This is a genomic window from Pseudoalteromonas sp. GB56 (assembly GCF_054923835.1).
On sequence record NZ_JBPCHK010000001.1, the window covers coordinates 1,035,445 to 1,057,126 of the forward strand.

18 protein-coding genes are annotated in these 21,682 nt (G+C 47.4%); 6 read left to right on the forward strand and 12 right to left on the reverse strand.

Features of this window, described 5'->3' with window-relative positions; genetic code table 11:
• The first annotated feature begins 132 nt into the window (after window positions 1-132).
• A complete protein-coding gene (locus tag ACH19P_RS04925; protein WP_462157402.1) occupies window positions 133-1,827 on the forward strand; it encodes a carbon starvation CstA family protein in 1,695 nt (564 codons plus the stop codon).
• Window positions 1,828-1,942: 115 nt separating this feature from the next.
• Complete coding sequence (locus ACH19P_RS04930) at window positions 1,943-3,484, forward strand: M17 family metallopeptidase (protein ID WP_462157404.1); 1,542 nt, start codon at window positions 1,943-1,945, stop codon at window positions 3,482-3,484.
• Window positions 3,485-3,530: 46 nt separating this feature from the next.
• Here the strand turns inward: ACH19P_RS04930 and ACH19P_RS04935 are convergent, their stop codons facing one another.
• Together ACH19P_RS04935 and ACH19P_RS04940 are read right to left on the reverse strand one after the other, a co-directional pair.
• On the reverse strand, window positions 3,531-5,165 hold the full coding sequence (locus tag ACH19P_RS04935) for a methyl-accepting chemotaxis protein (protein WP_462157405.1): 1,635 nt from the start codon (window positions 5,163-5,165) through the stop codon (window positions 3,531-3,533).
• A 129-nt stretch (window positions 5,166-5,294) separates the two neighbouring features.
• Window positions 5,295-7,526: a S9 family peptidase gene (locus ACH19P_RS04940; RefSeq protein WP_462157406.1), complete on the reverse strand. Its 2,232-nt coding sequence runs from the start codon at window positions 7,524-7,526 to the stop codon at window positions 5,295-5,297.
• 90 nt (window positions 7,527-7,616) lie between these two features.
• On the opposite strand from ACH19P_RS04940, the gene ACH19P_RS04945 reads away from it, so the two are divergent.
• The gene (locus tag ACH19P_RS04945; protein ID WP_462157407.1) at window positions 7,617-8,009 is read left to right on the forward strand and encodes an HIT domain-containing protein; all 393 of its coding nucleotides are present in this window, start codon (window positions 7,617-7,619) and stop codon (window positions 8,007-8,009) included.
• A gap of 44 nt (window positions 8,010-8,053) precedes the next feature.
• Here ACH19P_RS04945 and ACH19P_RS04950 read toward each other — a convergent pair whose 3' ends face one another.
• The 8 genes from ACH19P_RS04950 to ACH19P_RS04985 all read right to left on the reverse strand — a co-directional run bounded on the left by ACH19P_RS04950 (window position 8,054) and on the right by ACH19P_RS04985 (window position 14,639).
• Entirely contained in the window at window positions 8,054-8,284 is a 231-nt protein-coding gene (locus ACH19P_RS04950) for a hypothetical protein (protein WP_462157408.1), read from the reverse strand.
• Between the two features lie 26 nt (window positions 8,285-8,310).
• Entirely contained in the window at window positions 8,311-9,162 is an 852-nt protein-coding gene (gene panC, locus ACH19P_RS04955; protein WP_462157409.1) for a pantoate--beta-alanine ligase, read from the reverse strand.
• A 13-nt stretch (window positions 9,163-9,175) separates the two neighbouring features.
• Complete coding sequence (gene panB, locus ACH19P_RS04960) at window positions 9,176-9,970, reverse strand: 3-methyl-2-oxobutanoate hydroxymethyltransferase (protein ID WP_462157410.1); 795 nt, start codon at window positions 9,968-9,970, stop codon at window positions 9,176-9,178.
• 9 nt (window positions 9,971-9,979) lie between these two features.
• Window positions 9,980-10,468: a 2-amino-4-hydroxy-6-hydroxymethyldihydropteridine diphosphokinase gene (gene folK / locus ACH19P_RS04965; protein ID WP_462157411.1), complete on the reverse strand. Its 489-nt coding sequence runs from the start codon at window positions 10,466-10,468 to the stop codon at window positions 9,980-9,982.
• A gap of 4 nt (window positions 10,469-10,472) precedes the next feature.
• Entirely contained in the window at window positions 10,473-11,855 is a 1,383-nt protein-coding gene (pcnB, locus tag ACH19P_RS04970; RefSeq protein ID WP_462159311.1) for a polynucleotide adenylyltransferase PcnB, read from the reverse strand.
• A gap of 176 nt (window positions 11,856-12,031) precedes the next feature.
• The gene (gene gluQRS / locus ACH19P_RS04975; protein WP_462157412.1) at window positions 12,032-12,991 is read right to left on the reverse strand and encodes a tRNA glutamyl-Q(34) synthetase GluQRS; all 960 of its coding nucleotides are present in this window, start codon (window positions 12,989-12,991) and stop codon (window positions 12,032-12,034) included.
• Between the two features lie 6 nt (window positions 12,992-12,997).
• The gene (dksA, locus tag ACH19P_RS04980; RefSeq protein ID WP_347390411.1) at window positions 12,998-13,441 is read right to left on the reverse strand and encodes an RNA polymerase-binding protein DksA; all 444 of its coding nucleotides are present in this window, start codon (window positions 13,439-13,441) and stop codon (window positions 12,998-13,000) included.
• Window positions 13,442-13,610: 169 nt separating this feature from the next.
• The gene (locus ACH19P_RS04985) at window positions 13,611-14,639 is read right to left on the reverse strand and encodes an AraC family transcriptional regulator (RefSeq protein ID WP_462157413.1); all 1,029 of its coding nucleotides are present in this window, start codon (window positions 14,637-14,639) and stop codon (window positions 13,611-13,613) included.
• A 145-nt stretch (window positions 14,640-14,784) separates the two neighbouring features.
• Here ACH19P_RS04985 and ACH19P_RS04990 point away from each other — a divergent pair, with 145 nt between their 5' ends.
• Together ACH19P_RS04990 and speB are read left to right on the forward strand one after the other, a co-directional pair.
• Entirely contained in the window at window positions 14,785-17,334 is a 2,550-nt protein-coding gene (locus ACH19P_RS04990; protein WP_462157414.1) for a penicillin acylase family protein, read from the forward strand.
• 318 nt (window positions 17,335-17,652) lie between these two features.
• The gene (gene speB / locus ACH19P_RS04995; RefSeq protein ID WP_462157415.1) at window positions 17,653-18,609 is read left to right on the forward strand and encodes an agmatinase; all 957 of its coding nucleotides are present in this window, start codon (window positions 17,653-17,655) and stop codon (window positions 18,607-18,609) included.
• A gap of 234 nt (window positions 18,610-18,843) precedes the next feature.
• On the opposite strand, the gene ACH19P_RS05000 is transcribed toward speB, so the two are convergent.
• Both ACH19P_RS05000 and ACH19P_RS05005 read right to left on the reverse strand, forming a co-directional pair.
• Entirely contained in the window at window positions 18,844-18,999 is a 156-nt protein-coding gene (locus ACH19P_RS05000; protein WP_462157416.1) for a hypothetical protein, read from the reverse strand.
• A 137-nt stretch (window positions 19,000-19,136) separates the two neighbouring features.
• Entirely contained in the window at window positions 19,137-20,066 is a 930-nt protein-coding gene (locus tag ACH19P_RS05005; protein ID WP_462157417.1) for a LysR family transcriptional regulator, read from the reverse strand.
• A gap of 113 nt (window positions 20,067-20,179) precedes the next feature.
• Between ACH19P_RS05005 and ACH19P_RS05010 the strand changes: the two genes are divergently transcribed.
• Complete coding sequence (locus ACH19P_RS05010) at window positions 20,180-21,652, forward strand: NAD-dependent succinate-semialdehyde dehydrogenase (RefSeq protein WP_462157418.1); 1,473 nt, start codon at window positions 20,180-20,182, stop codon at window positions 21,650-21,652.
• Window positions 21,653-21,682: the final 30 nt, after the last annotated feature.

Sequence of the window (21,682 nt, forward strand, 5' to 3'; positions counted from 1 at the left end):
ACACTATGCTGATAAGGTAAATCTGAGTTTTTGCGCTCATGCGCTCGTGCTACAGGGTCTGAAAATAATCAGCCTCTAGGTTGGTGTTTCGGCGCCAAACCATTGTGACAACAAAAACAAAGAGAGAAGACTATGCAATCAGTTGTTATCGTCTTGCTTGGAATCGTCGGCATGCTATTTGGCTGGTTCGTGTATTCTAAGTTCATAGCAGAAAAAATATTTCAAATGGACGACAAGTTCGTTACTCCCGCCCACGAATTGCAAGATGGTGTGGACTACATTCCCACTAACAAGGTCGTTCTATGGGGCCATCACTTTACTTCAGTTGCTGGTGCTGCCCCGATCGTTGGGCCAGCCATAGCCGTGTATTGGGGCTGGGTGCCCGCGGTACTCTGGGTTGTATTCGGAACGATATTCTTTGCGGGTGTGCATGACATGGGCGCCTTGTGGGCCAGTGCCCGACACAAGGGGAAATCAATGGGTGCGCTGTCAGAGAGTGTCATTGGCAAGCGCACGCGCTCACTATTTATGATTGTTGTGTTCCTTGTACTGCTGATGGTGAATGCGGTTTTTGGTGTGGTTATTGCCAATTCATTCGTGTCTCAGCCTAATGCGGTATTCCCAGCGTGGGCAGCCATAGTGGTCGCCTTGATCATCGGTCAGTTATTACATCGTAAAATGCCACTTATCCCACTTTGCGCAATCGGTGTTGGGGTGTTGTATGCCACCATTTATATGGGCAGTTCGATGCCAATCTCATTACCGACCGAGATGTTTGGCCTTTCTGACAAAGCAAATTGGATCATCATTTTGTTCATCTACGCGGCGATAGCCTCATTGCTTCCCGTTTGGATGCTCCTACAACCTCGTGATTTTATCAACGGAATGCAGTTGCTCGTTGGCTTGGTCCTACTCTATGGTGCTGTGTTTATTTCTATGCCGGATATCACGGCCCCGGCGTTTAACACACAAACGGCGGTCGATACGCCGAGCATCATCCCCTTATTATTTGTAACTATTGCTTGTGGTGCCGTGTCGGGATTCCATGGCATCGTGTCTTCAGGTACCAGTTCTAAGCAGTTAGACAAAGAAACCGATGGTCGCTTTGTAGGTTACTTAGGTGCTGTGGGGGAGGGCTGTTTGGCATTGATCACCCTTGTTGCAGTCAGTGGCGTTGCGCTCGCTGTGTCTCCCGAAGAATGGCATGAGATTTACAGTCATTTAGGTGCCGGTAGTGTCGGCGCGTTTATTACTGGCGGTGCCAATCTCATCGAAAACGGTTGGGGTATCTCCACCGAAGTCGCATCCACCTTACTCGCGGTCATGGTGGTGTTGTTTGCCGGTACGACCATGGACTCTGGAGTACGCCTGCAGCGCTACATCATTCAAGAATGGGGTGAAATATACAACATCGGTGCGCTTAAAAATGGCATTCTGGCAACACTTGTTGCTGTCGGCTGCTGCTTATTATTGGCATTTGGGGCGGGCGGCTCGTCGGGCAGCGGTGGTATGATCATTTGGCCGTTGTTTGGTTCTACCAACCAAATTCTTGCCAGCCTCACCTTACTCGTTATTTCTGTGATGCTGATAAAAGCCGGTCGTCCAGCTAAATTCACTTTGATCCCCATGGTGTTTGTACTCACCATGGCATTCTTCGCAGGGGTGATTAAACTGGCAGAATACTATCAACAAGGTAACTGGTTGCTAGTAACATTGGATGCCGTTGTACTCATTGTAAGTGTGTTGGTTATGCTTGAAGCTTGGTCAGTGATTGTTGCCCATAAACAAGGAGGCAACAAAGATGAGCAAGATTCTTCGCAGGCGTAAGCTCTCCTTGCCAGAGTTAATTTACAGGGCTTAGGGGACTCCTTAAGCCTAGCTAGTAAAGGCGCTGTAAATCACCGATAATAAAGGTCCTTTGTATTAGATTAGGACCTTTTTTATGTCTTTCGCCCACGCACTTTCTTGCGCAAATTTAGAGGCCGTCACCACAAGTGGTCAATTTGATGCGTTGATCATTATTGGCAGCAGTATTGATTCTTTGCCTCAGCCTTTCATGGATGTGTTGCAGCAAAGCAGCGCAGTCGACAGTCGTATTGGTCAGCAGTGTGCTTTGGTGGTTTCAGAATCTGCACCTGCACAGCGTCTTATTTATTCGCCAACAGGCCCATTGAATCGTGATTACGATGATGTACGCCGCGTGTTCAGCGCCGCCAAAGCAGCAATTGAGGTAGCTAAGCAAGCAGGTAGTGTGAAACCTGCGCTTTATGTTCATGGTATTAGCGAATTATCGGGTTATGAGTTTGCTTCAGAAGTGGCTTTTCTTGGTGCAAACCAAGCTCTGTGGCAACCATTAGAAGCACGTGAGTTTCACGGCCTAACCATTTCGCCTATTCAAGAAATCGGTGTTGTGGGCGCTGACGACACGCAAATCAAACACATGAATGCTATTGCTGCTGGGCAATATGCCGCGCGTGATTTGTGTGGTACTGAGCCTGAGCGTATGGCACCACCGCGTTTCGCCGATTACTGTGTTGAGCTGTTTGCAGGCAGTACAGTGAAGGTTGATGTGATAAGCGACATCGCAACTATCGATAAAGACTATCCACTTTTAAGCACAGTTGCACGTGCATCTTATGTCGTTGAGCGCCATCACCCGCGTGTTGTAAAACTTGAATATGTACCACAAGGCGATGTTGAGCGTACGCTTATCTTTGTGGGTAAAGGCTTAGTGTATGATACAGGTGGCGCCGACCTTAAAGTAGGTGGCTTCATGGCGGGTATGAGCCGTGACAAAGGGGGAGCAGCGTCCGTGGCTGGTTTCCTCAAAGCGGTAGCTGATGCGCAGCCACAAGGCGTTAAAGTTATCGCCTATCTGGCCGTTGTACGTAACTCAATCGGTTCAGACTGCTTCGTGCCAGATGAAATCATCACCAGCCGTGAAGGTGTGCGTGTACGTATCGGTAACACCGATGCAGAAGGTCGCCTTGCGATGGGTGACTTACTAAGCGAAGCGAAAGATTTAGCGAAGGGCGAAGTAAACCCAGAAATTTTTACGGTAGCAACACTTACAGGCCATGCCGCTCGTGCGGTTGGTCCTTACAGCGCCTATGTTGAAAATGGTCCAGCGCGTGCAGCGAAAGTGTCGCAGCAACTCGTTGACCATGGTGACCTGTGGGCAGACTGCGCAGAAGTGTCACGTTCTCGCCGTGAAGACTATGACTTTGTGAAGCCTCGCACTTTGGCTGATGACTTATTATCGAGCAATAACGCGCCTTCGGCAGTAACTGCGCGTGGCCACCAATTCCCAATGGCATTCTTGGCGATTGTTTCGGGTCTTGATAAGCACGGTTTAGACAGTGAGCAACCATTGCCATATGTGCACATGGATATTGCCGGTAGTGGCGTGGAAGGCGGTGATTGGCAACATGGTAAGCCAACGGCACCAACGGTTGCAGCATTGTTTGCAAAATACTGCCGCTAACGTATTTTAGCGAAGAAAAAAGCCACAGCGCATGCTGTGGCTTTTTTTATACTTTAAAGCGCTTCACGATTGCGTCCAATGCGGTACTTGCCTTCTCGAGATTATCACTGGCTTGTGTGGAAGTATGCATGCTAGCTAGTGACTCGCTGGTGGAACGAGCGAGATCGTTTAAGCGCTGTGACACCTCGCTGGAAGCTTCATTTTGCTGCTCAGTTGCGCGAGCAATGTGGGCATTCATATCGCCAATGCTATCCACAAGTCGACTGATCTCATCCAAAGCTTGGGTGGTCGTTGTGGTGCTCGATACGGTACTTTGCGAGATTGCTTGGCTGTTTTGTACTGCCTGAACAGCTTTGGACGCACCTTGTTGAAGTTGCTCAATCATGGCCTGAATTTCATCGGTGCTTTGCCCGGTGCGACTCGCAAGAGTGCGTACTTCATCAGCGACAACCGCAAACCCACGACCTTGCTCACCAGCGCGTGCTGCCTCTATAGCGGCATTGAGAGCGAGAAGGTTAGTCTGCTCAGAAATACCACGAATGACATCCAGTACACTGCCGATATTGTTACTTTGATTTGCCAATTGCTCTACCACAGTCGCTACTTGTTCGATTTGCATACTCAGGCGTTTAAACGCTTCGATGGTGTCATCAACGGCAGATTTAACTTGCCCTGTATATTCGTTGGCTTGGCTACTGGCATGTTCAGCGTTGCTGGCGTAATCGCTAATGTCCTTAACTTGATGGCTGATCTCTTCCATAGCGGTGGCGACTTGCGCTGAGCTGTCGCTTTGTAACTCGATACTTTGTCGATTTTGCGACACGGTGTTTTGCAGTGATGCTACTTGCTCACTAACCGTTAAAGATTGCTCATTCACTGCACTGATAGAGCTGCGCATCTTCTGCGTATAATTATTGAAGTATCTCGCTAAATCAGCCACCTCATCCTTGCCGTCCTCGTTGAGTGACTGGGTTAAGTCGCCTTCGCCTTGGGCGATATTTTTCATCATTTGTGCAGCGGTACTGATGGGAGTAACTATGCTTTTAGCAATCAGGTAACTGAGTGCAATCAATACAACTGCGATAACTAAAGAGACAAAGATAAGGGTGTTGCGGCTTGATGCATGCTCCGCATTGATGTTGTCCATATAGACACCCGAACCGATAATCCAGCCCCAAGGTTGAAACCCCTTCACGTATGCAATTTTGTCGACGGGATCGTCATGTCCAGGTTTTGGCCATTGGTAGGGTACAAATCCATCACCTTTGCTTTTAACCAAATTTGCCATTTCTACAAACAATTTAACGCCATTGGGGTCTTGCGTGTTGGCTAAAGACTTTCCATCCAATTCAGGCTTGAACGGGTGCATCACCATGGTCGGTGAGTCGTCATTGATCCAAAAATAATTCTCACCGTCATAGCGAAGGGAGCGAATCGTTGACAGGGCACTTTGCTTTGCCTGCTCAGCACTGATTGCACCTTCACGAGATTGTTCATGAAAGTGCTGGGCGATACTGTGTGCAGTTTCAACCAAATTCTGAGTCTTCTCGTATTGCCCCTTTAGTAGTGAGTCATAGCTGTTACTTAAGGATGTGATCATCAGTGCGAGTAAGCCTAATAAGGCCACACAGATCACTATGATGAGTCGTTGGTAAATACTAAATTGACGAAGTTGCTGCATGGCCTCGCTCCTATACTCACAGTGAATAAAGTGTAGTTTAGGGGCGGGGAATTGCGAAAGGTATTGTCGTTAAGTCTATGATAGGTATTAAAAAGGCCAGTTGGACCGGCCTTTTTAAGTGGGGTGTACCTACTTCTTGTCCATCTCAAAATGACGATTGAAGAAGTCGGTAATGGTTTGGTGCAAGTGTGTTTGCACTTTTTTACCACGTAAGCTGTGTTTTGAGCCTGGGTAGGTCATCATTTCAAACGGCAAAGCTTTGTCTTGCAGCTGTTTGAACAGCTTAGTAGCGTGCGTGAATAGCACGTTATCATCCGCCATACCGTGATAAATCATCAATGGGCCTTGTAAGCCATCCACGTATGGGAACACGGCACTTTGCTCATAGCCTTTAGCATTGGTTTGTGGGTGACCAAGGTAGCGCTCAGTGTAGTGCGTGTCATATAAAGCCCAGTCAGTCACTGGCGCACCTGACACACCCGCTTTGAAGTAATCGCCCGCTTTGAACATCGTCATCAGCGCCATGTAGCCACCATAGCTGTGACCATAGATGCCAATGCGTTCTGGGTCTATGTAATCAAGTGTGCGCAGGAATTCAACGCCTTTAATTTGGTCGCGTACCTCTGCTTCACCTAGGTGTTTGTAGATCACGTCTTCAAAGCGCTTGCCGCGGTTGTATGAGCCTCGGTTATCAAGTTGGAATACAACGTAACCTTGTTGCACCATGTATTGGAAATACAAGTTCTTACCACGCCAGCTGTTGGTTACGCGCTGAGCATGAGGGCCACCGTATACATTCACCATCACAGGGTGCTTTGCTTTTTTGTTTAACTTACGCGGTTTAAACAAACGATAATGCATCACTTGGCCATCTTCAGCCTCAATAGTGCCGTATTCTGGCTCAACAAGGTCACTTAAGAAGGGGGTAAGTGGGTGAGCGTCGTTCAGCTCGTTTTGTTCCAACCAAGTGATGAAGTCACCATTGGCTTTACGTAGCGCCACATAAGGAGGGCGATTAACCGATGATGCACTGTCGATAAAGGTTTGTTGATCGTCAGCCATTACTACGCTGTGGTACTCACCGTCTTGCGTGATGCGAGTAATGTCGCCTTGCTCGAACAATGGTGTGCTGTAAAGATGGCTTTCAAGCGGTGTGTCTTTGCGACCAGCAAAGTAAATCACGCCTTTATCTTCATCTACGCCTTTAATTGACTCTACAATCCACTCACCAGAGGTAATTTGGCGAACTAAAGTTCCGTCAGTTTTGTAGAGGTAAAGGTGTTTAAAGCCATCGCGCTCGGAAGCCCAAACGAAATGCTTTTTGTCTTTTAGGAATTTCAGGTCGAAATGCAGATTGATCCACGTGTCACTGGTTTCTTTAAGCGCCACTTTTTGTGATTTTGTTTCGCTGTTGTAAAAACGCAGCTCTAGGTTGTGCTGGGCACGGTCTTGCCATTGATAGGCAAGCGTTTTGCTGTCTTGTAACCAGTCAGCTCGGGCGATATAGATATCTTTGTCTTCACCTAAATCAACCCAATCTACTTTTTGGTCGTTAAGTGTCACGACACCGAGTTCAATCTCTACATTGTCGGTTCCGGTAAATGGGTAGCGTTGATTGAATAACTTTACTTCTTCGGCATAAATTTCATTACGAATGGCTTCTTCAACCGGGCTTTCATCAATACGGGTGAACGCGATTTTGCTTTCATCACCTGACCACCAATAACCCGTCATTCGGCCCATTTCTTCCTGCGCTACGAACTCAGCCATACCGTTTTTGATTACGCCGCCACCGTCTTTGGTGAGTTGGATTTCTTTGCCGCTGTCTAACGCGAGCGCAAATAAGTTTTGCTCACGAATAAACGACACAAAGTTACCTTTTGGCGAGAAACGTGCGTCTGTTTCAAACGCTTCTGTGTCGGTTAGCTTGCGGCTTTTACCAGTTGCGAGTTGGTAGTAGTACAAGTCGCCATTAAGTGGGAACAACAAGGCTTGCCCATCTTTAGACCAGGTGTACTCTAAAATACCGCGACCAAAGATACGTTGGCGCTCTCGGCGCGCTTTTTCTTCATCAGAGAGCGTTTCAGGGCCAGAGAATAGCGCTTGCGAGTCAACTAAAAGGCGGTTGGTATTGTCTTTTAGGTTGTATTCCCACAAGTCGTAGCGGTTGTAGTCTTCTTTTTTACCTTGGAGGTAAGTGACGCGGCTGCCATCGGGAGAAAACTTCAACTTCACCGGCGCAGAACCAGCCAGGCTTGGGTCATCAAAGATACGCTCAAGCGTTAGCTCTTTTGCATTTGCAGCTGTGCACACTAGGCCAGATGCAAGGGCAATTGATAAGTATTTGGTTGTTTTAGACACGGGTAAACCTTATTGTTGTATGCATGTGCCCGATGGTACTCATGGACCAGCGCCAGCGCAACTTTATGCCACCAAACCACAGGAGTAGAGATGTTTACTTTGGCACCGCAATTACAAAATGACTGCATTGAATTGGCTGATTGGCCTTTGTGTAAAGTGTTATTAATGAATGACAGTCAATATCCATGGTTTATCTTAGTTCCGCGCAAAGAGGGACTACAGGAAATTATTGATTTGAGTGAGCAAGAACAAATCGTGTTAACGCAAGAGTCAGCAAAGTTAAGCTGTATGCTTAAGACTATTTTCACGCCAGACAAGTTGAATGTAGCAGCGCTTGGTAACATGGTGCCACAATTACACATTCATCATATTGCCCGCTTTAAAGAAGATGCTGCGTGGCCAAAGCCGGTGTGGGGAGTGTTGCCGAGTAAGCCATACTCGGATGAGCAGATAGCACAGATTATTGAGGCGATGAACTTTTAAGTGGAAAAGTTGCGACGCAGTGAGGAAACTGCGTCGCGCTGACATTAGTTAATGTTCTCGAGCTTTTGTGCTTGCTCTTTACAGCGATTGTAGACTTCTTGACACTGAGCAACGCACACTTGGTTGGTCATGCTTTCGTCCACTGTGCTGTTGTTGCAGCTATTTTCACATTGGAAATTTTGTTGTGCACACTGGTTGAGTTCAGGGCTGTTCACCGAGTTTTGACAACCACCGAGTAGTAGACCGAGTGTTAGTGCTAGCACAGCTTTGTTCATCACATCACCTTGTTTTTATTGGGTTCCTAATTCCAGTCTAACGTCAAATTATCGATAAGTCTCACTTTATCCAAAAATGCCGCCGCTAAAATCACCAGTTGTTGATCGCAAGCGGTAGGTGCTTGCAAGGTGTTGCGCTCAGCTAGGCTAAGATAATCCACTTTCAAGCCTTGTTCTTCAATCAGCGCGATAGCCTGTGTTTCAAGCGTAGCGTAATCACGTTGACCCATTTGAATTTGTTCTTTCATCCAGTTCAGGGTTTTGAACAAGATGGTGGCTTGCTGCTTTTGCTCTTCACTGAGGTAACCATTGCGAGAACTTAACGCAAGACCGTTAACGTCGCGCTGTGTTGGCACACCAATGATTTCAACTGGCATGGCTAAGTCGCGCACCATGGTTTTTATGACTTGTAACTGTTGGAAGTCTTTCTCACCAAAACAGGCAAAATCAGGCTGTACAAGGTTAAACAGTTTTGTGACAACTGTTGCTACACCACGGAAATGGCCGGGGCGAGAACCGCCACAATAACCCATTGACACACCCGGTACATCAACAAAGCTTTGGGCATCAAGCCCATTCGGGTAAATGGTCTCGACTGTCGGAGTGAAAAGATAATCTGCACCACGCTCGCTCAAACCTTGTTGGTCTTGCACGAGAGTACGTGGGTACGCATCTAAATCCTCGTTGGCACCAAATTGCATAGGATTAACGAAAATACTGACGACGACTTTGTCTGCAAGCGTCTTCGCTTTATCAACTAAAGAGAAGTGGCCTTCGTGTAAATTGCCCATGGTCGGCACGAACGCAACGCTCAGGCCTGCTTGACGCCAAGCCTTAATTTGACTTCTTAAAGAACGGATTTCACTCGTTGTTTGCATCTACTAACTTCGCTTAATTGAACTCGTGATCAGGGCCTGGGAATGCGCCTGATTTAACATCTTCACAATACTTCTTCACGGCATCCGGCATATTGCCCGTTTCCAGTAGGAAGTTCTTTGAGAATTTAGGAATGTAGCCCGCAGAAATACCCACTAGGTCATGCATTACTAGGATTTGACCGTCGGTGTCTTTGCCCGCGCCAATGCCAATGGTAGGAATGCTAACAGCGCCTGTAATGGCTTTAGCCAACACGCTTGGAATGCATTCAAGCACTAATAATTGTGCGCCCGCAGCTTCTAATGCTTTGGCGTCTGCAATCATTTTATCAGCTTGCTCTTTGTCTCGACCTTGAATTTTAAAACCACCAAATACGTGCACAGATTGTGGTGTAAGGCCGAGGTGACCACACACAGGCACCCCTTGTTGCGTTAAGGCACGAATACTGTCGTACAGCCATTCGCCGCCTTCAAGTTTGACCATATTGGCGCCTGCGCGCATCAACTTGGCTGCGTTTTCACAGCTTTGCGTGACATTCGCGTAGGTCATAAAAGGCATGTCTGCGATCACAAATAAATCACGGCTACCACCACGCACACACTTAGTGTGATAGGCAATATCGTCGATGGTTACAGCCAAGGTATCATCACCGCCTTGAAGCACCATGCCCAAAGAATCACCCACCAACACGGCATCAACGCCATTGTCTGCGAACAGTTGTGCGAAACTTGCATCGTAAGCCGTTAAAGAAGTGATTTTTTCACCGTTTTGCTTCTTTTTAAGCAAGGTAGAAACTGAGATCTTCGCCATTAGCTTTCCTTATTGGATTTGTTCTAGGCCATTGCGAGGCACGTTCGTTGTCAAAGAACTCACTGAAGTGCCATCCGGCAGGGCAAGTTCTGGAGCAAGTTCGAGTAATGGATAGAGCACAAACTCTCGTTCTTTCATACCATAGTGAGGCACAGTCAAACGCTCATCATCGAGTTGCTTGTCACCGAAAAGAATAATATCGATATCTAACGTGCGCGGGCCCCAACGCTCTTCTTTACGCACGCGGCCAAGCTGTAGCTCAATAGCCTGTGTGGCATCGAGTAGCGCGTGCGGCGGCAACTCACATTCAAGCTCCATCACTGCATTGACGTAATCGGGTTGGTCTTGTGGACCCATAGGTTTACTTGCATACAAAGCAGAGCAGCGGTGAGCACGTGTGCCTACAAGCTGCTCTAGAGCAGTAATTGCTTGTTTTAACTGCGAAATCGGGTTGTTAAGATTTGCACCTAAGCCCAAATATACTTTTTCGAACGCCACGTTGTTATTCGTCCGCTGCTTTGTTGCTGCTGCGACGTTTAGAGCCACCGCTGCGACGACGGCGTGGGCGGTTATTCCCACCTAATGATTTCACCATCATTTTTTGACCGTTCACATCGGCATTAAGGTAAGCGCCCCACCAATCGCATAATTCTTTTAAGTCGTCTTGGCCACTTTCGACCAATAGCAACATAAAGTCATAAGCAGCTTTGAAGCGAGGTTGCTGACTCAAACGATAAGCACGTTGGCCGCCACGTTTATCAAAGCGATGATGGATATGCCAAATATCGCGGGCACCCAAGGTAAATCGTTTCGGCACAGCAACTTGTTGTGCACTTTCACTGAGAATTTGATTCATTGCCGCGCCTAGCGCTTCAAAATGAGGTAACTGCTCGCGCTGCATCAATTCTTCAGTGCGCTTTAGTAGTGGGAACCACAAGAGTGCCGCAAAGATAAATGCAGGTGTTACTTTCTTATCATTGTTGATGCGTACATCGGTATTCACGAACATCTGGGTGATAAAACGTTCTTCAAGACCACCCGGGTTGGCATCAAGGATCTTATCCAAGCTAGGGAACAAATATTTGAATAAGCCATAGTCACGTAACGCTTTGAAGTTTGCCTCTGCTTTGCCGCCTAGGAACAGCTTTAGGCACTCTTCAAACAAGCGTGCAGGTGGAATATTGGCAAGTAAATCAGCAAGTTGACCAATAGGCTTCGCAGTAGCCGGCGAAATACTCATGTCTAACTTAGTTGCAAAGCGAATGGCGCGTAGCATGCGCACGGGGTCTTCGCGGTAGCGAGTCTCAGGGTCGCCAATCAGCTCAACACGGCGCTTTTTAATCGCTTTTACACCATCAGCGTAATCGTAGATACAGAAATCTTTGATTGAATAGTATAGGGCGTTAATGGTGAAGTCACGACGCTGCGCATCTTCGTCAATCGTACCGTAGACATTGTCACGCAGTAGTTGACCATGTTCGGATGCTTGGCTGATATTGCACTTTGCACCTTTTTTCGGCTCGGTACTTTCGTGGTGACCACGCATAGTCGCCACTTCGATGATTTCGCGCCCAAAGACAATGTGCGCCAAACGAAAACGGCGCCCGATTAAACGGCAATTGCGGAATAATTTCTTTACTTGCTCTGGTGTTGCATTGGTTACAACGTCAAAGTCTTTTGGCTGTAGGCCCAGTAATAAATCGCGTACGCAACCACCCACTAAGTACGCCTCATAGCCTCCGTCTTTCAGACGGTAAAGGACTTTTAGCGCATTCGGGCTAAATTGGCCACGCGAAATACCATGCTCACTACGAGGAATAATAACCGGTTCGTGTAAGGTCGTGATATGGCCGTCATCGGCATCACTTTGCTCTTTGGTAGACAACACCTGTCTACACAGCTGAAACAGTTTAGAAATGATAATCGCTCTCCTAGGCTACAGTTATGGCGATTTTGAAAGTGGCTTATGATATACCAGCGTGGCGGAAAAATTAAGCGAAGGGGTATAAAAATAAGCGCTTTGTTGTACAACAAGTCCTACTTTCAGGGTTCGACCAGCGCTTATAATGTTAGCAGTTGAGTTTGTCCGTTGCTGCCTTGGCTGACTTGCACTTCCAATGCTCGCGTCAGCGCCTCACAACGATAGTGCTCAACGCCCCATTTGATGATGTTTTCAACGGGAGCGTGCACAAGCTCATCGTCAGGTTTAAATCCTAAAAAGCGCAGCGCATCGAGTAATGCGGGCTGTGGACTTTTTTGGTCAATGGCAGGGGCATAATTTTGCTTGGATAGTTTAAAACCTGGGCTTGCTACTGCTAATGGCAAATGTAAATAGCGCGGCGCGTCAGAACCGAGTTGCGCGAATAAACCGATTTGACGCGCTGTGGGAATGAGTAAATCTGCGCCACGGACGATATCGGTAATACCTTGATCTATGTCGTCGATAACGACCACAAGCTGATAGGCGAACAAGCCGTCACGACGTTTAATTATGTAATCTTCTTGCGCTTCACTTGGGTTGATGTCGATATGGCCTTGCAACCTATCTTGGTAGTTAAAAACCGCGTGCTGCTGGCGTATGCGCAGGACTAGGTCATCCCCATGCAAGCCCAAATCGCGGCAATGCCCATTGTATACGCCGCCTAGCGCTTTTATTTCTTTGCGCGTACATCGGCACTGATATACAAGACCTTGATTGGCTAACTGTGTGGTGATTTCTTTATAGCGTTCAAGACGTTGGCTTTGCCATATGACGTCGCCATGCCAATGCAAACCGTAGGCTTCAAGAGTGCGTAAAATGTCTGTGTCGGCGCCAGTACGGACGCGAGGTGTGTCTATGTCTTCAATACGGACGAGCCATTGCCCCTGATGGGCGTGGGCGTCGAGATAGCTGCCGAGTGCGGCAACCAGTGAACCAAAATGCAGTGGTCCAGAAGGGGATGGGGCAAAGCGACCAATATATTGTCCGCCATTTGGCGCGCCTTCAGGCTTGCCAATGCTGCCCCAATCCAATCGGGTCATGGTGTATTAACCGCGACCTGATTGCTTCTCTTTGATTTCAGCTAGCGCTTTACAGTCAACACATAGGTCAGCTGTAGGGCGAGCTTCGAGGCGACGAATACCAATTTCGATGCCACAAGACTCACAATAACCAAAATCGTCTTCGTCAATTAACGTTAGCGTCTTTTCAATTTTCTTAATTAGTTTACGTTCGCGGTCACGGGTGCGCAGTTCGAGTGAAAACTCTTCTTCTTGCGCTGCGCGGTCAACCGGATCTGGGAAGTTCGCCGCTTCATCTTGCATGTGCGTCTTGGTGCGATCAACTTCGTTTCTCAGATCGTTACGCCACGTTTCCAGAATTTTGCGAAAGTGAGCACGTTGCTTTTCATTCATGTACTCTTCGCCTGGTTGTTCCTGATACGGCTCTAAACCCGCCTGAGCGATTAAACCTAATTTACGCTGCTCTGGCATAACTATCTCCTAAATCCTTAATACCTAGTCCCCGGAAAATACCGGCGGCTATAAATAGCAAAATACCACCCCCTTAGCAAACACTTTTTCTTTCTCTTATTTCGTGCAGTAGGGCTCAATTTCAAACGCTACAAGGACGCTAGAGGTAGGTTGTGATGTTAATCTGGCTTTATATTGGGTTGATTCCCTCTAATTCAAGACTCCTTTTGTTTAAAAAGTATTGTTTGGGTGAGGCACTAAACCAGCGCTTGAATGCGCGTTGCAATGCGCTTTGTTCTGAAAACCCCAACTTATTAGCCACTTCTATGGCACTGTAATCTGATTCAAAGAGCTGTAATGCCAGTGTTTGTCGGCATTCATCTAGTAGTTGCGAGTAACTCGTTTGTTGCTTGGCTAACTGGCGCTGCATTGTTCTGGGTGAGCAATCACATAGCGTGGCAATATCATTGATGTTTAACACCTCGGGTAAGTGTGCAGTGATATGTAGTTTCACCGCTTCGCAAATAGAGTAACTCGTGTTGAGCTGCTGCTGAGCCTGTTGTAATAGCAATTGCTCCAATACCTTGTCTGGCTGCTTTAAGGTGAGATTGATCACTTCTCGTGGCATCACTAGCGCGTTGCTTGAAGCGCCAAAAGTAACTGGACAACGGAACATATTCTCATACAAGCGCACCTCTTTGCTGTTTTGTGGCGCGCTGCGAGTGAGGTAAATATGCAGTGGCGCAAGTTGCTCTACATCGAGTACATGAGCCTGAGCGAAGCTCAGCCAGCTAGCAAAGAGTTCATCAATAACATAGTAGCAATCATTGTTGCTTGGTCCGAGGTCTATGGTGAGTGTTTTTGCTTGCTGGTGAATGGTAAGACTTTGGGTATGACGTACTAATGAATGAAAGCGCCGGCCGTATTCAACTACGCGGCGAATATCCGCGCTGACACTCGCTAGATGCCCTAACACTCCCCAACGTTCCAAATCTAAATGCGCACCGAACAATAACCCTATATGAGGGCAGTTTAATTGCTGGTGTGCCCAGCGCATTAAGCGGGCGTAATGAGTCAGAGAAAAGCGACTCTCGACACTGTGTAAGTCTTGTTCTTGGCATTGCAGTATGTCTAAGCATGCTTGTCTCGCTAAGCCTTTGCTTTGCAAAAAAAGCACTAAAGAGCGCAGCACTTGATAACTGACGTAAGAAACTTGCATCGTTATTGTAATTATTATTATGCGATGACTTAAAAGTGAGCCATATGGCGCGCAAAGTCAATTTTTGTCGCTCAGCGTCAAGATTTCACTAGCTTGTTCGGGCAAGGTTGATTGTTAACAACACATAATAAGAAAAGGATGCACTATGAGCACACATCTGAAACCTTTGGCCGCCGCCGTGCTTGCAGCACTGCTATTAAGTGCGTGTGGTTCAGACGACAAAGATGAAGTCGTGGTAACGACGCCCGACCCAGTCCAACCAGACCCTGAACCTAAGCCACTCGTGTTATTTGACGAGGACGGCGTACTTGAGGCTGATATTCGTTGGACCACATACGGTGTACCACACATTAAAGCAGACAATATAGAAAGCTTAGCGTTTGGTAGCGGATATGCGTATGCCAAAGACAATGCCTGTGTGATGATGGATCAAGTTGTTAAAGTTCGCGGTCATCGCAGCATGTACTTTGGCCCTGACAAAGTGCTAGGCAGTGGTGACAGCGAACACCTTATTTCTGACTTTGGTTATAAAGCACTGGGAGTGAATGACTACGCTGCTGAACATTATATGGAACTCGACGAACAAAGCCGTGCGCACTACGAAGGATTCGTCGCTGGTTTCAATAAGTATGTCAATGATACCGGCGTAGCCAACTTGGCCCCAGAATGTGCGGGTCAGCCATGGGCAATTACCATTACTAAAGAAGACATGCTGGCGTATGCGATGGCCACCGTGCAACTTGCCAGTTCTGCCAACTTCCTCGATTTAGCTTTCTTCGCTAATCCAGGTGACGGTAACGAATATCTACCTGTGATGACCCAAGCTGGCGCGCAATCCAAAGCGTTCGCCCATGAGCTCAACAGCAAAACCAGTACCCTTAAACTAGAAAAAAAATATGAACACTTGGGGTCGAATGGGTGGGGCCTAGGTAAAGATAAAATGGAAAATGGCATGGGTGGCTTACTCGCGAACCCCCATTTCCCTCATCAAGGTAATTTACGTTTCTGGCAATCGCATCTGACAATCCCTGATTCATTGAATGTGATGGGGGGCAGTTTGCAGGGCATGCCGGGGGTTGTGAACATTGGTTTTAATGAAAACGTAGCGTGGACGCATACCTTTTCTACCGCGCGTCACTTCATTATTTATCAACTGGCGCTCAAAGACGGCGACCGCATGACTTACACCCTTGATGGTGCCGAAATGCCTATCACCAGTAAGAACATCAGTGTGGATGTTGCGGTAGGTCCAGGTCAGGTGATCACGTTAAATAAAGACTACTACTATTCTCACCAAGGTCTGATGATTGAAACACCTGCCGCGTTTGGTCTGGGTTGGAGTGACGGTAATGCCTTCACAATTAAAGATGCGAATGAATTTAATATGGATGTAGTGGGCTTTTGGTCACGCATGAATGCGGCGCATTCACTCGATGATATGAAAGCGGCATTTAAAGAATTCGATGGCGTGTCGTTTAACAACACCATGGCTTCTGATAAAGAGGGCAATGTGTTCTACATCGACGATTCAACGGTACTGCAAGTGGGTGACACAGCTAACCTTGCAATGCGTTTAGAACCGCAATTGGTGGCGTTGCGCGAGCAAACAGGTTTTGATCTCGTGCCTGGTGATACCTCATTGTTTGAATCAAGTGGCGTAGTGCCTTTTGAAGATGCACCACAACTACAACGTACAGACTATGTGCAAAATTCCAATGACAGTTACTGGTTAACTAACCTAGAGCAGCCGCTTATTGGTTATGCGGCGCAATACGGTAATGTGCAGTATCCACAATCATTACGTACGCGTATGGGCTTAAAGCTCTTGCGAGAAGGCGGTGGCGCGGACGGTAAATTCTCATTCGAAGAGCTTGAGCAAGCGCTGATTGGTAATGATATTTATCTGTATGACTTAGTTATTCCAGCACTGGTCGAACAATGCCAAGCACAAGGTACGACACCTGTTTCAGTGGGCGGTCGCGATGTTGATTTGAGCGCAGCCTGTGCACTGCTCGCACAGTTCGATGGCAAGATGAATCTTGATACCAAAGGCGCAGGCCTCATTCGTGAATTTGCGCACTTATTTAACCCAGAAGTCCATCTGTTCGACAACTTCTCTGTCACGGATGCTGCGAACACACCGAATACACTTAAGTTAGATGGCTCAGCGCTGCAAGCCCTAGCTCATGCGGTACTGAATGTGACCGATAATGGTTTTGCTTTGGATGCGACGCTAGGAGAGTTGCAATTTGTTGAGAAAACCCTAGCTGGTGGCATGGGCTCGGGTGAAAAATTGCCATGGGCTGGCCCGATGCATGTTGAAGGTGGTTTTAATGTGTTTCGGTTCGACCGCCGCGCACTGTCAAACTCCACGGTTATCCCTTACAAAATCTTTGACCGACTGCCTGATGCCATCACAGGCCAACCTTTGGCGTCGGGATTAAATGCACAAGGTTATCCGGTTAACTATGGTTCGAGCTGGATGTTTGTGATGAATTTTACCGACAATGGTCCGGTGGCTAAAGGCTTACTGACAATGTCGCAAAGTTCACACTCAGATTCTGAGCACTTCGACGACCAAAGTCGTTATTACTCACAAAATGCGGCGCTGCGCCCGCTGTATTTCAGTGAAGGCGATATTACCAATAACCTGATTGGTGAAATGAGTGTGAGTTACACCAAACCCACTGAGTAATTATTTTTGCGTAGTTCCTACCGAGTAGTTCCTACCGAGTAGTTCCTACCAGAAAGTCATAGAAACCTCAGAGTGGGGCCCAGAGCATGCACTGCGCGCCCCACATTTCCCAACTAAAACGGTTTGCTATTTGGCCGCCGTTTTTTTGTTCTCTCAAGAACGCGTTTCTACTGCCAAGCTATTTATCTTTGTAAGTAGTGTGGGTATTTCCTACTAATACCCCCCAATAGGGGATCTCCGTCGTTGTAAGCTTTGCTAGATTGCTTTATTTAGGCGCAAAAGGCGCTGCAAAAATTCTGTATTCATAAGGCTTACACTATGAAAGATAATAACTTCAATCAGCCGCTGGGCGGCAACCAAATGCCTCGCTTTGGTGGCCCAGGCACCATGTTCCGTTTACCGCAAAGTGAATTATCAGATGAGTTAGATATCGGCATCGTGGGTGTGCCATTGGATATCGGTGCGAGTAACCGCAGTGGAACGCGTTACGGCCCACGTTCAGTAAGAAGTGAGTCTGTGCTGGTTCGCCCTTATGGCATGTATACCAAAGCAGCGCCGTTTGATAGCTTTCAAATTGCGGATATTGGTGATGTAGCCATCAATACCTTTAACCTTCAAGACTCTATTCGCATCATCGAAGCGCATTACGACAACATCATGGCGCACAATATTAAACCGATGACCGTGGGCGGCGACCACACGATCAGTTTGCCAATCTTACGTGCGCTATATAAAAAGCACGGCACCATGGCGTTAGTGCACGTTGATGCCCATGCAGATATCAACGACTCAATGTTTGGTGAACGTGAGTGTCATGGCACCATTTTCAGACGTGCAATTGAAGAAGGTTTGGTAGATCCGAACAAGATGATCCAAATCGGTCAACGTGCAACAGGGTACAGCTCTGAAGATTTCCAATGGGCCATTGACCGTGGTGTGAAGGTTGTTCAAGCAGAAGAATGTTGGTTGAAATCATTAACGCCGTTGATGGAGCAGGTGCGTGAAATCATTGGTGAAGACATGCCAACTTACCTGACGTTCGACATCGATGGCATTGACCCATCATACGCGCCGGGCACGGGAACGCCAGAACCTGCCGGTTTAACAACACCACAAGCGCTTGAGATTATTCGTGGCATGCATGGTACCAACCTAATCGGAGCCGACCTAGTTGAAGTGTCGCCACCTTACGACACATCAGGTAACACAGCATTGCTCGCTGCCAACCTTGTATTTGAAATGTTGTGTAGCTTTCCTGGGTGTATTCGCCGCTAAGAAGGTGAGAGGGGGGGGCCTACTCAGGCCAACTCCTTATTCTAGTTAACCTGAGCTTTGGATAAGGTATTCTCTATCCGAAGCTCAGATTAGTTATAAAAAAGGCCGCCTATCCTGTGATAGGCGGCCTTTTTGGCGCTAAATAAAACTGGTTGGGTTGGTGCAGGGCGATGCATTATCGCCACGCGGATAACACATGTATTCAATTCAAAAAGTGGGTTGCACTAGCAGAAATTAGTTATAACCCAGCACATAACTTTTATTGGTATCACTATCGCTTGGGTGTCTTGGTTGTAACCCCTTTGGCGTTTGTTGATGGTCTTGCTGTTGTTGCTCATCGGTGCAATTTTTAGTGCGAGCACCTTGAACGGGAGCGCTGTTTATATTCATAGTAATAGCCTTGCGTGAGAGTCATACCATTGCTGTTATGCACACACTATTTCATTTCATCGTTGGCTATAGAATCCCCGAATGGGGGGAAGAGGAAACCAGTGCCGAAAATTGAATGCCGCATCCTACCCTTAAGGTTAGTTGTCTAACTCAAATACACTCGAAAAGGTGCTAAGCAATAAATCTATCTTGCTGCGCTCGGTGGGATTTTTCTTATGTACAAGAGAAAGGTTAAACGGGTAGGTACGTGTACTTGGCTGAATGAGGCGCATCTCACCGTCATTAAGTTCTTGCTGGATAAAGCTTTGTGGCAAATAGCCAATGTATTTACCCGATAGAATCATCGCTTTTCGGGTATCAAACTGATACGCCCGCGCGCACAAGTTCAATTGTGAAAGTTGCATGCGCCCAGCACTGTCGATATCAATCCCAGGGTGAATTGCAGGCACTGAAGCTAAGTCGCTTTCACTGATATTGCTGTCGACTATGTCGAAAAATGGATGCTTCCTAGAGCAACACAAAAAGATGGGCTCACTCGAGAGGGGAAGATAATTGAGCCCTTCGATTTGCTGGTAGCCAGGAAAAATGCCCAAATGCGCTTTACCTTTGAGCAACTGTTTTTCAATGCTGGGAATAGACTCGCCATCTAGAGTGATGTGCAAGTTCGGTGAATTGTCCGTCAAACGTTCAATCACCTCAGCGAGTTTCAATCGTTTTTTATCATCAAGCTGATCGGCACATAGAATGACCAGCTCACCACTGAGCTCCTTGCCGAGTGAGCCCACAATTAAAGAAAAATCATTGAGTGAGTCAAACAAGTTAATCACCGCGCGATACACAGCTTGGCCATCTTCGGTTAGCGAAAAACCACCGCGACCACGTAGGCACAGCTTCAACTTCATGCGCGTTTCAAGGTTCGACATATGCACACTAATGGTTGAACGCGTGATCCCCAGTGCATTTTCAGCCGCAGCGAAACCACCGTGCTCAACGACTGAGACAAAGATGCGCAGCAACCGCAAATCATATTCAGTAATGGGTTTAGGAATGATTGAATTAAGTGCCATCGCATCTGCCTAATGTTTTATGATGTTAAAACTTAACGTTTAAAGTTTGTTATTTAACCCAGTTTACTATTGTTATTCAATACCCCTAACGCGATGTTCAATGGAGAACAACAATGCAAGATACAATCGAATTAGGTCTACAAGACAATCAACTGCTGAAAAACTTCTCATATATCAACGGTAGTTGGCACAGCAGTGAGTCACAAGTTGCCATTATTAACCCAGCTAACGGCGAAGAAGTCACAAAAGTAAGTAATGCCGGCATTGCAGAAACTGAGCTAGCTGTTAAAGCGGCTAAATCTGCCCTTAAAGCATGGTCGGCAAAGCCAGCCCATGAGCGTGCCAAGCTAATGCGCAACTGGTTTGATTTGATGATGGCAAACCAAGATGACTTAGGCCGTATTTTGACCCTTGAGCAAGGCAAACCATTGGCGGAAGCCAAGGGTGAAATTGCCTACGGTGCTGCTTTTATTGAATGGTTTGCAGAAGAAGGTAAACGCGTTTATGGCGACACCATTGCCGCGCCTTCGAGCGACAAACGCATTGTTGTGATCAAACAGCCAGTTGGGGTTGTTGCAGCGATTACGCCATGGAATTTCCCCAATGCCATGATTGCCCGTAAAGCGGCAGCCGCCTTGGCAGCTGGCTGTACTTTTGTAGTGCGCCCAGCAACGCAAACACCTTTATCTGCATTGGCTATGGCCGAGCTGGCAGAGCGCGCGGGAATTCCTGCGGGTGTTTTCAACGTGGTTGTGGGTGAAGACGCTCGCGGCATGGGCCAAGTGCTTACGCAACATCCAGATGTCGCTAAGTTCACCTTCACAGGGTCAACACCTGTAGGTAAGGCACTTATTAGCCAGTGCGCAACGACGGTTAAAAAAGTATCGATGGAACTGGGCGGTAACGCACCATTTATCGTTTTTGATGATGCTGATATCGATGCTGCAGTCCAAGGCGCAATCGCATCTAAATACCGCAACGCAGGGCAAACTTGTGTGTGCACCAACCGTATTTTTGTACAACAAGGCGTGTTAGCCGAGTTTACAGACAAATTCGCCGCTGCTGTGTCTCAGCTGAGCATAGGTAATGGCCTCGAAGCAGGCGTCACCATCGGGCCGATGATTTCAACAAAAGCGGTAAGTGATGTGGAGTCCTTAGTGCAGCAGTCATTGGCTCAAGGTGCAAAAGTTGCGCTAGGTGGTCAGCGCGATGCAGCGGGCGAAAACTTCTATCAACCAACGATTCTCACAGGCGTGACTAACGACATGGCCATCGCCCGTAACGAAATCTTTGGCCCGGTATCGCCTATTATCGCCTTCTCCGAAGAAGCGGATGTGATTGCCCAAGCGAATGACACTGAATACGGCCTTGCGGCGTATTTTTACACCCGTGACATTGGTCGTATTTGGCGCGTTGCTGAAGGCCTTGAATACGGCATGGTCGGCATCAACGAAGGGTTGATCTCAAATGCAGCTGCACCCTTTGGTGGCGTGAAGCAATCAGGTAACGGTCGCGAAGGCTCTAAGTACGGCTTAGACGACTATCTAGAAATTAAATACTTGTGCATGGGCGGCTTAGATAAATAACGCCCTAACAAAGCAGTAATCAACGAATTA

What these genes read in the sequence shown, in the direction of transcription:
- ACH19P_RS04925 (WP_462157402.1), top strand. Translation starts at nt 133, where the DNA reads ATGCAATCAGTTGTTATCGTCTTGCTTGGAATCGTCGGCATGCTATTT.
- ACH19P_RS04930 (WP_462157404.1), top strand. Translation starts at nt 1,943, where the DNA reads ATGTCTTTCGCCCACGCACTTTCTTGCGCAAATTTAGAGGCCGTCACC.
- ACH19P_RS04935 (WP_462157405.1), bottom strand. Translation starts at nt 5,165, where the DNA reads ATGCAGCAACTTCGTCAATTTAGTATTTACCAACGACTCATCATAGTG.
- ACH19P_RS04945 (WP_462157407.1), top strand. Translation starts at nt 7,617, where the DNA reads ATGTTTACTTTGGCACCGCAATTACAAAATGACTGCATTGAATTGGCT.
- ACH19P_RS04950 (WP_462157408.1), bottom strand. Translation starts at nt 8,284, where the DNA reads ATGAACAAAGCTGTGCTAGCACTAACACTCGGTCTACTACTCGGTGGT.
- panC (WP_462157409.1), bottom strand. Translation starts at nt 9,162, where the DNA reads ATGCAAACAACGAGTGAAATCCGTTCTTTAAGAAGTCAAATTAAGGCT.
- panB (WP_462157410.1), bottom strand. Translation starts at nt 9,970, where the DNA reads ATGGCGAAGATCTCAGTTTCTACCTTGCTTAAAAAGAAGCAAAACGGT.
- gluQRS (WP_462157412.1), bottom strand. Translation starts at nt 12,991, where the DNA reads ATGACCCGATTGGATTGGGGCAGCATTGGCAAGCCTGAAGGCGCGCCA.
- dksA (WP_347390411.1), bottom strand. Translation starts at nt 13,441, where the DNA reads ATGCCAGAGCAGCGTAAATTAGGTTTAATCGCTCAGGCGGGTTTAGAG.
- ACH19P_RS04985 (WP_462157413.1), bottom strand. Translation starts at nt 14,639, where the DNA reads ATGCAAGTTTCTTACGTCAGTTATCAAGTGCTGCGCTCTTTAGTGCTT.
- ACH19P_RS04990 (WP_462157414.1), top strand. Translation starts at nt 14,785, where the DNA reads ATGAGCACACATCTGAAACCTTTGGCCGCCGCCGTGCTTGCAGCACTG.
- speB (WP_462157415.1), top strand. Translation starts at nt 17,653, where the DNA reads ATGAAAGATAATAACTTCAATCAGCCGCTGGGCGGCAACCAAATGCCT.
- ACH19P_RS05000 (WP_462157416.1), bottom strand. Translation starts at nt 18,999, where the DNA reads ATGAATATAAACAGCGCTCCCGTTCAAGGTGCTCGCACTAAAAATTGC.
- ACH19P_RS05005 (WP_462157417.1), bottom strand. Translation starts at nt 20,066, where the DNA reads ATGGCACTTAATTCAATCATTCCTAAACCCATTACTGAATATGATTTG.
- ACH19P_RS05010 (WP_462157418.1), top strand. Translation starts at nt 20,180, where the DNA reads ATGCAAGATACAATCGAATTAGGTCTACAAGACAATCAACTGCTGAAA.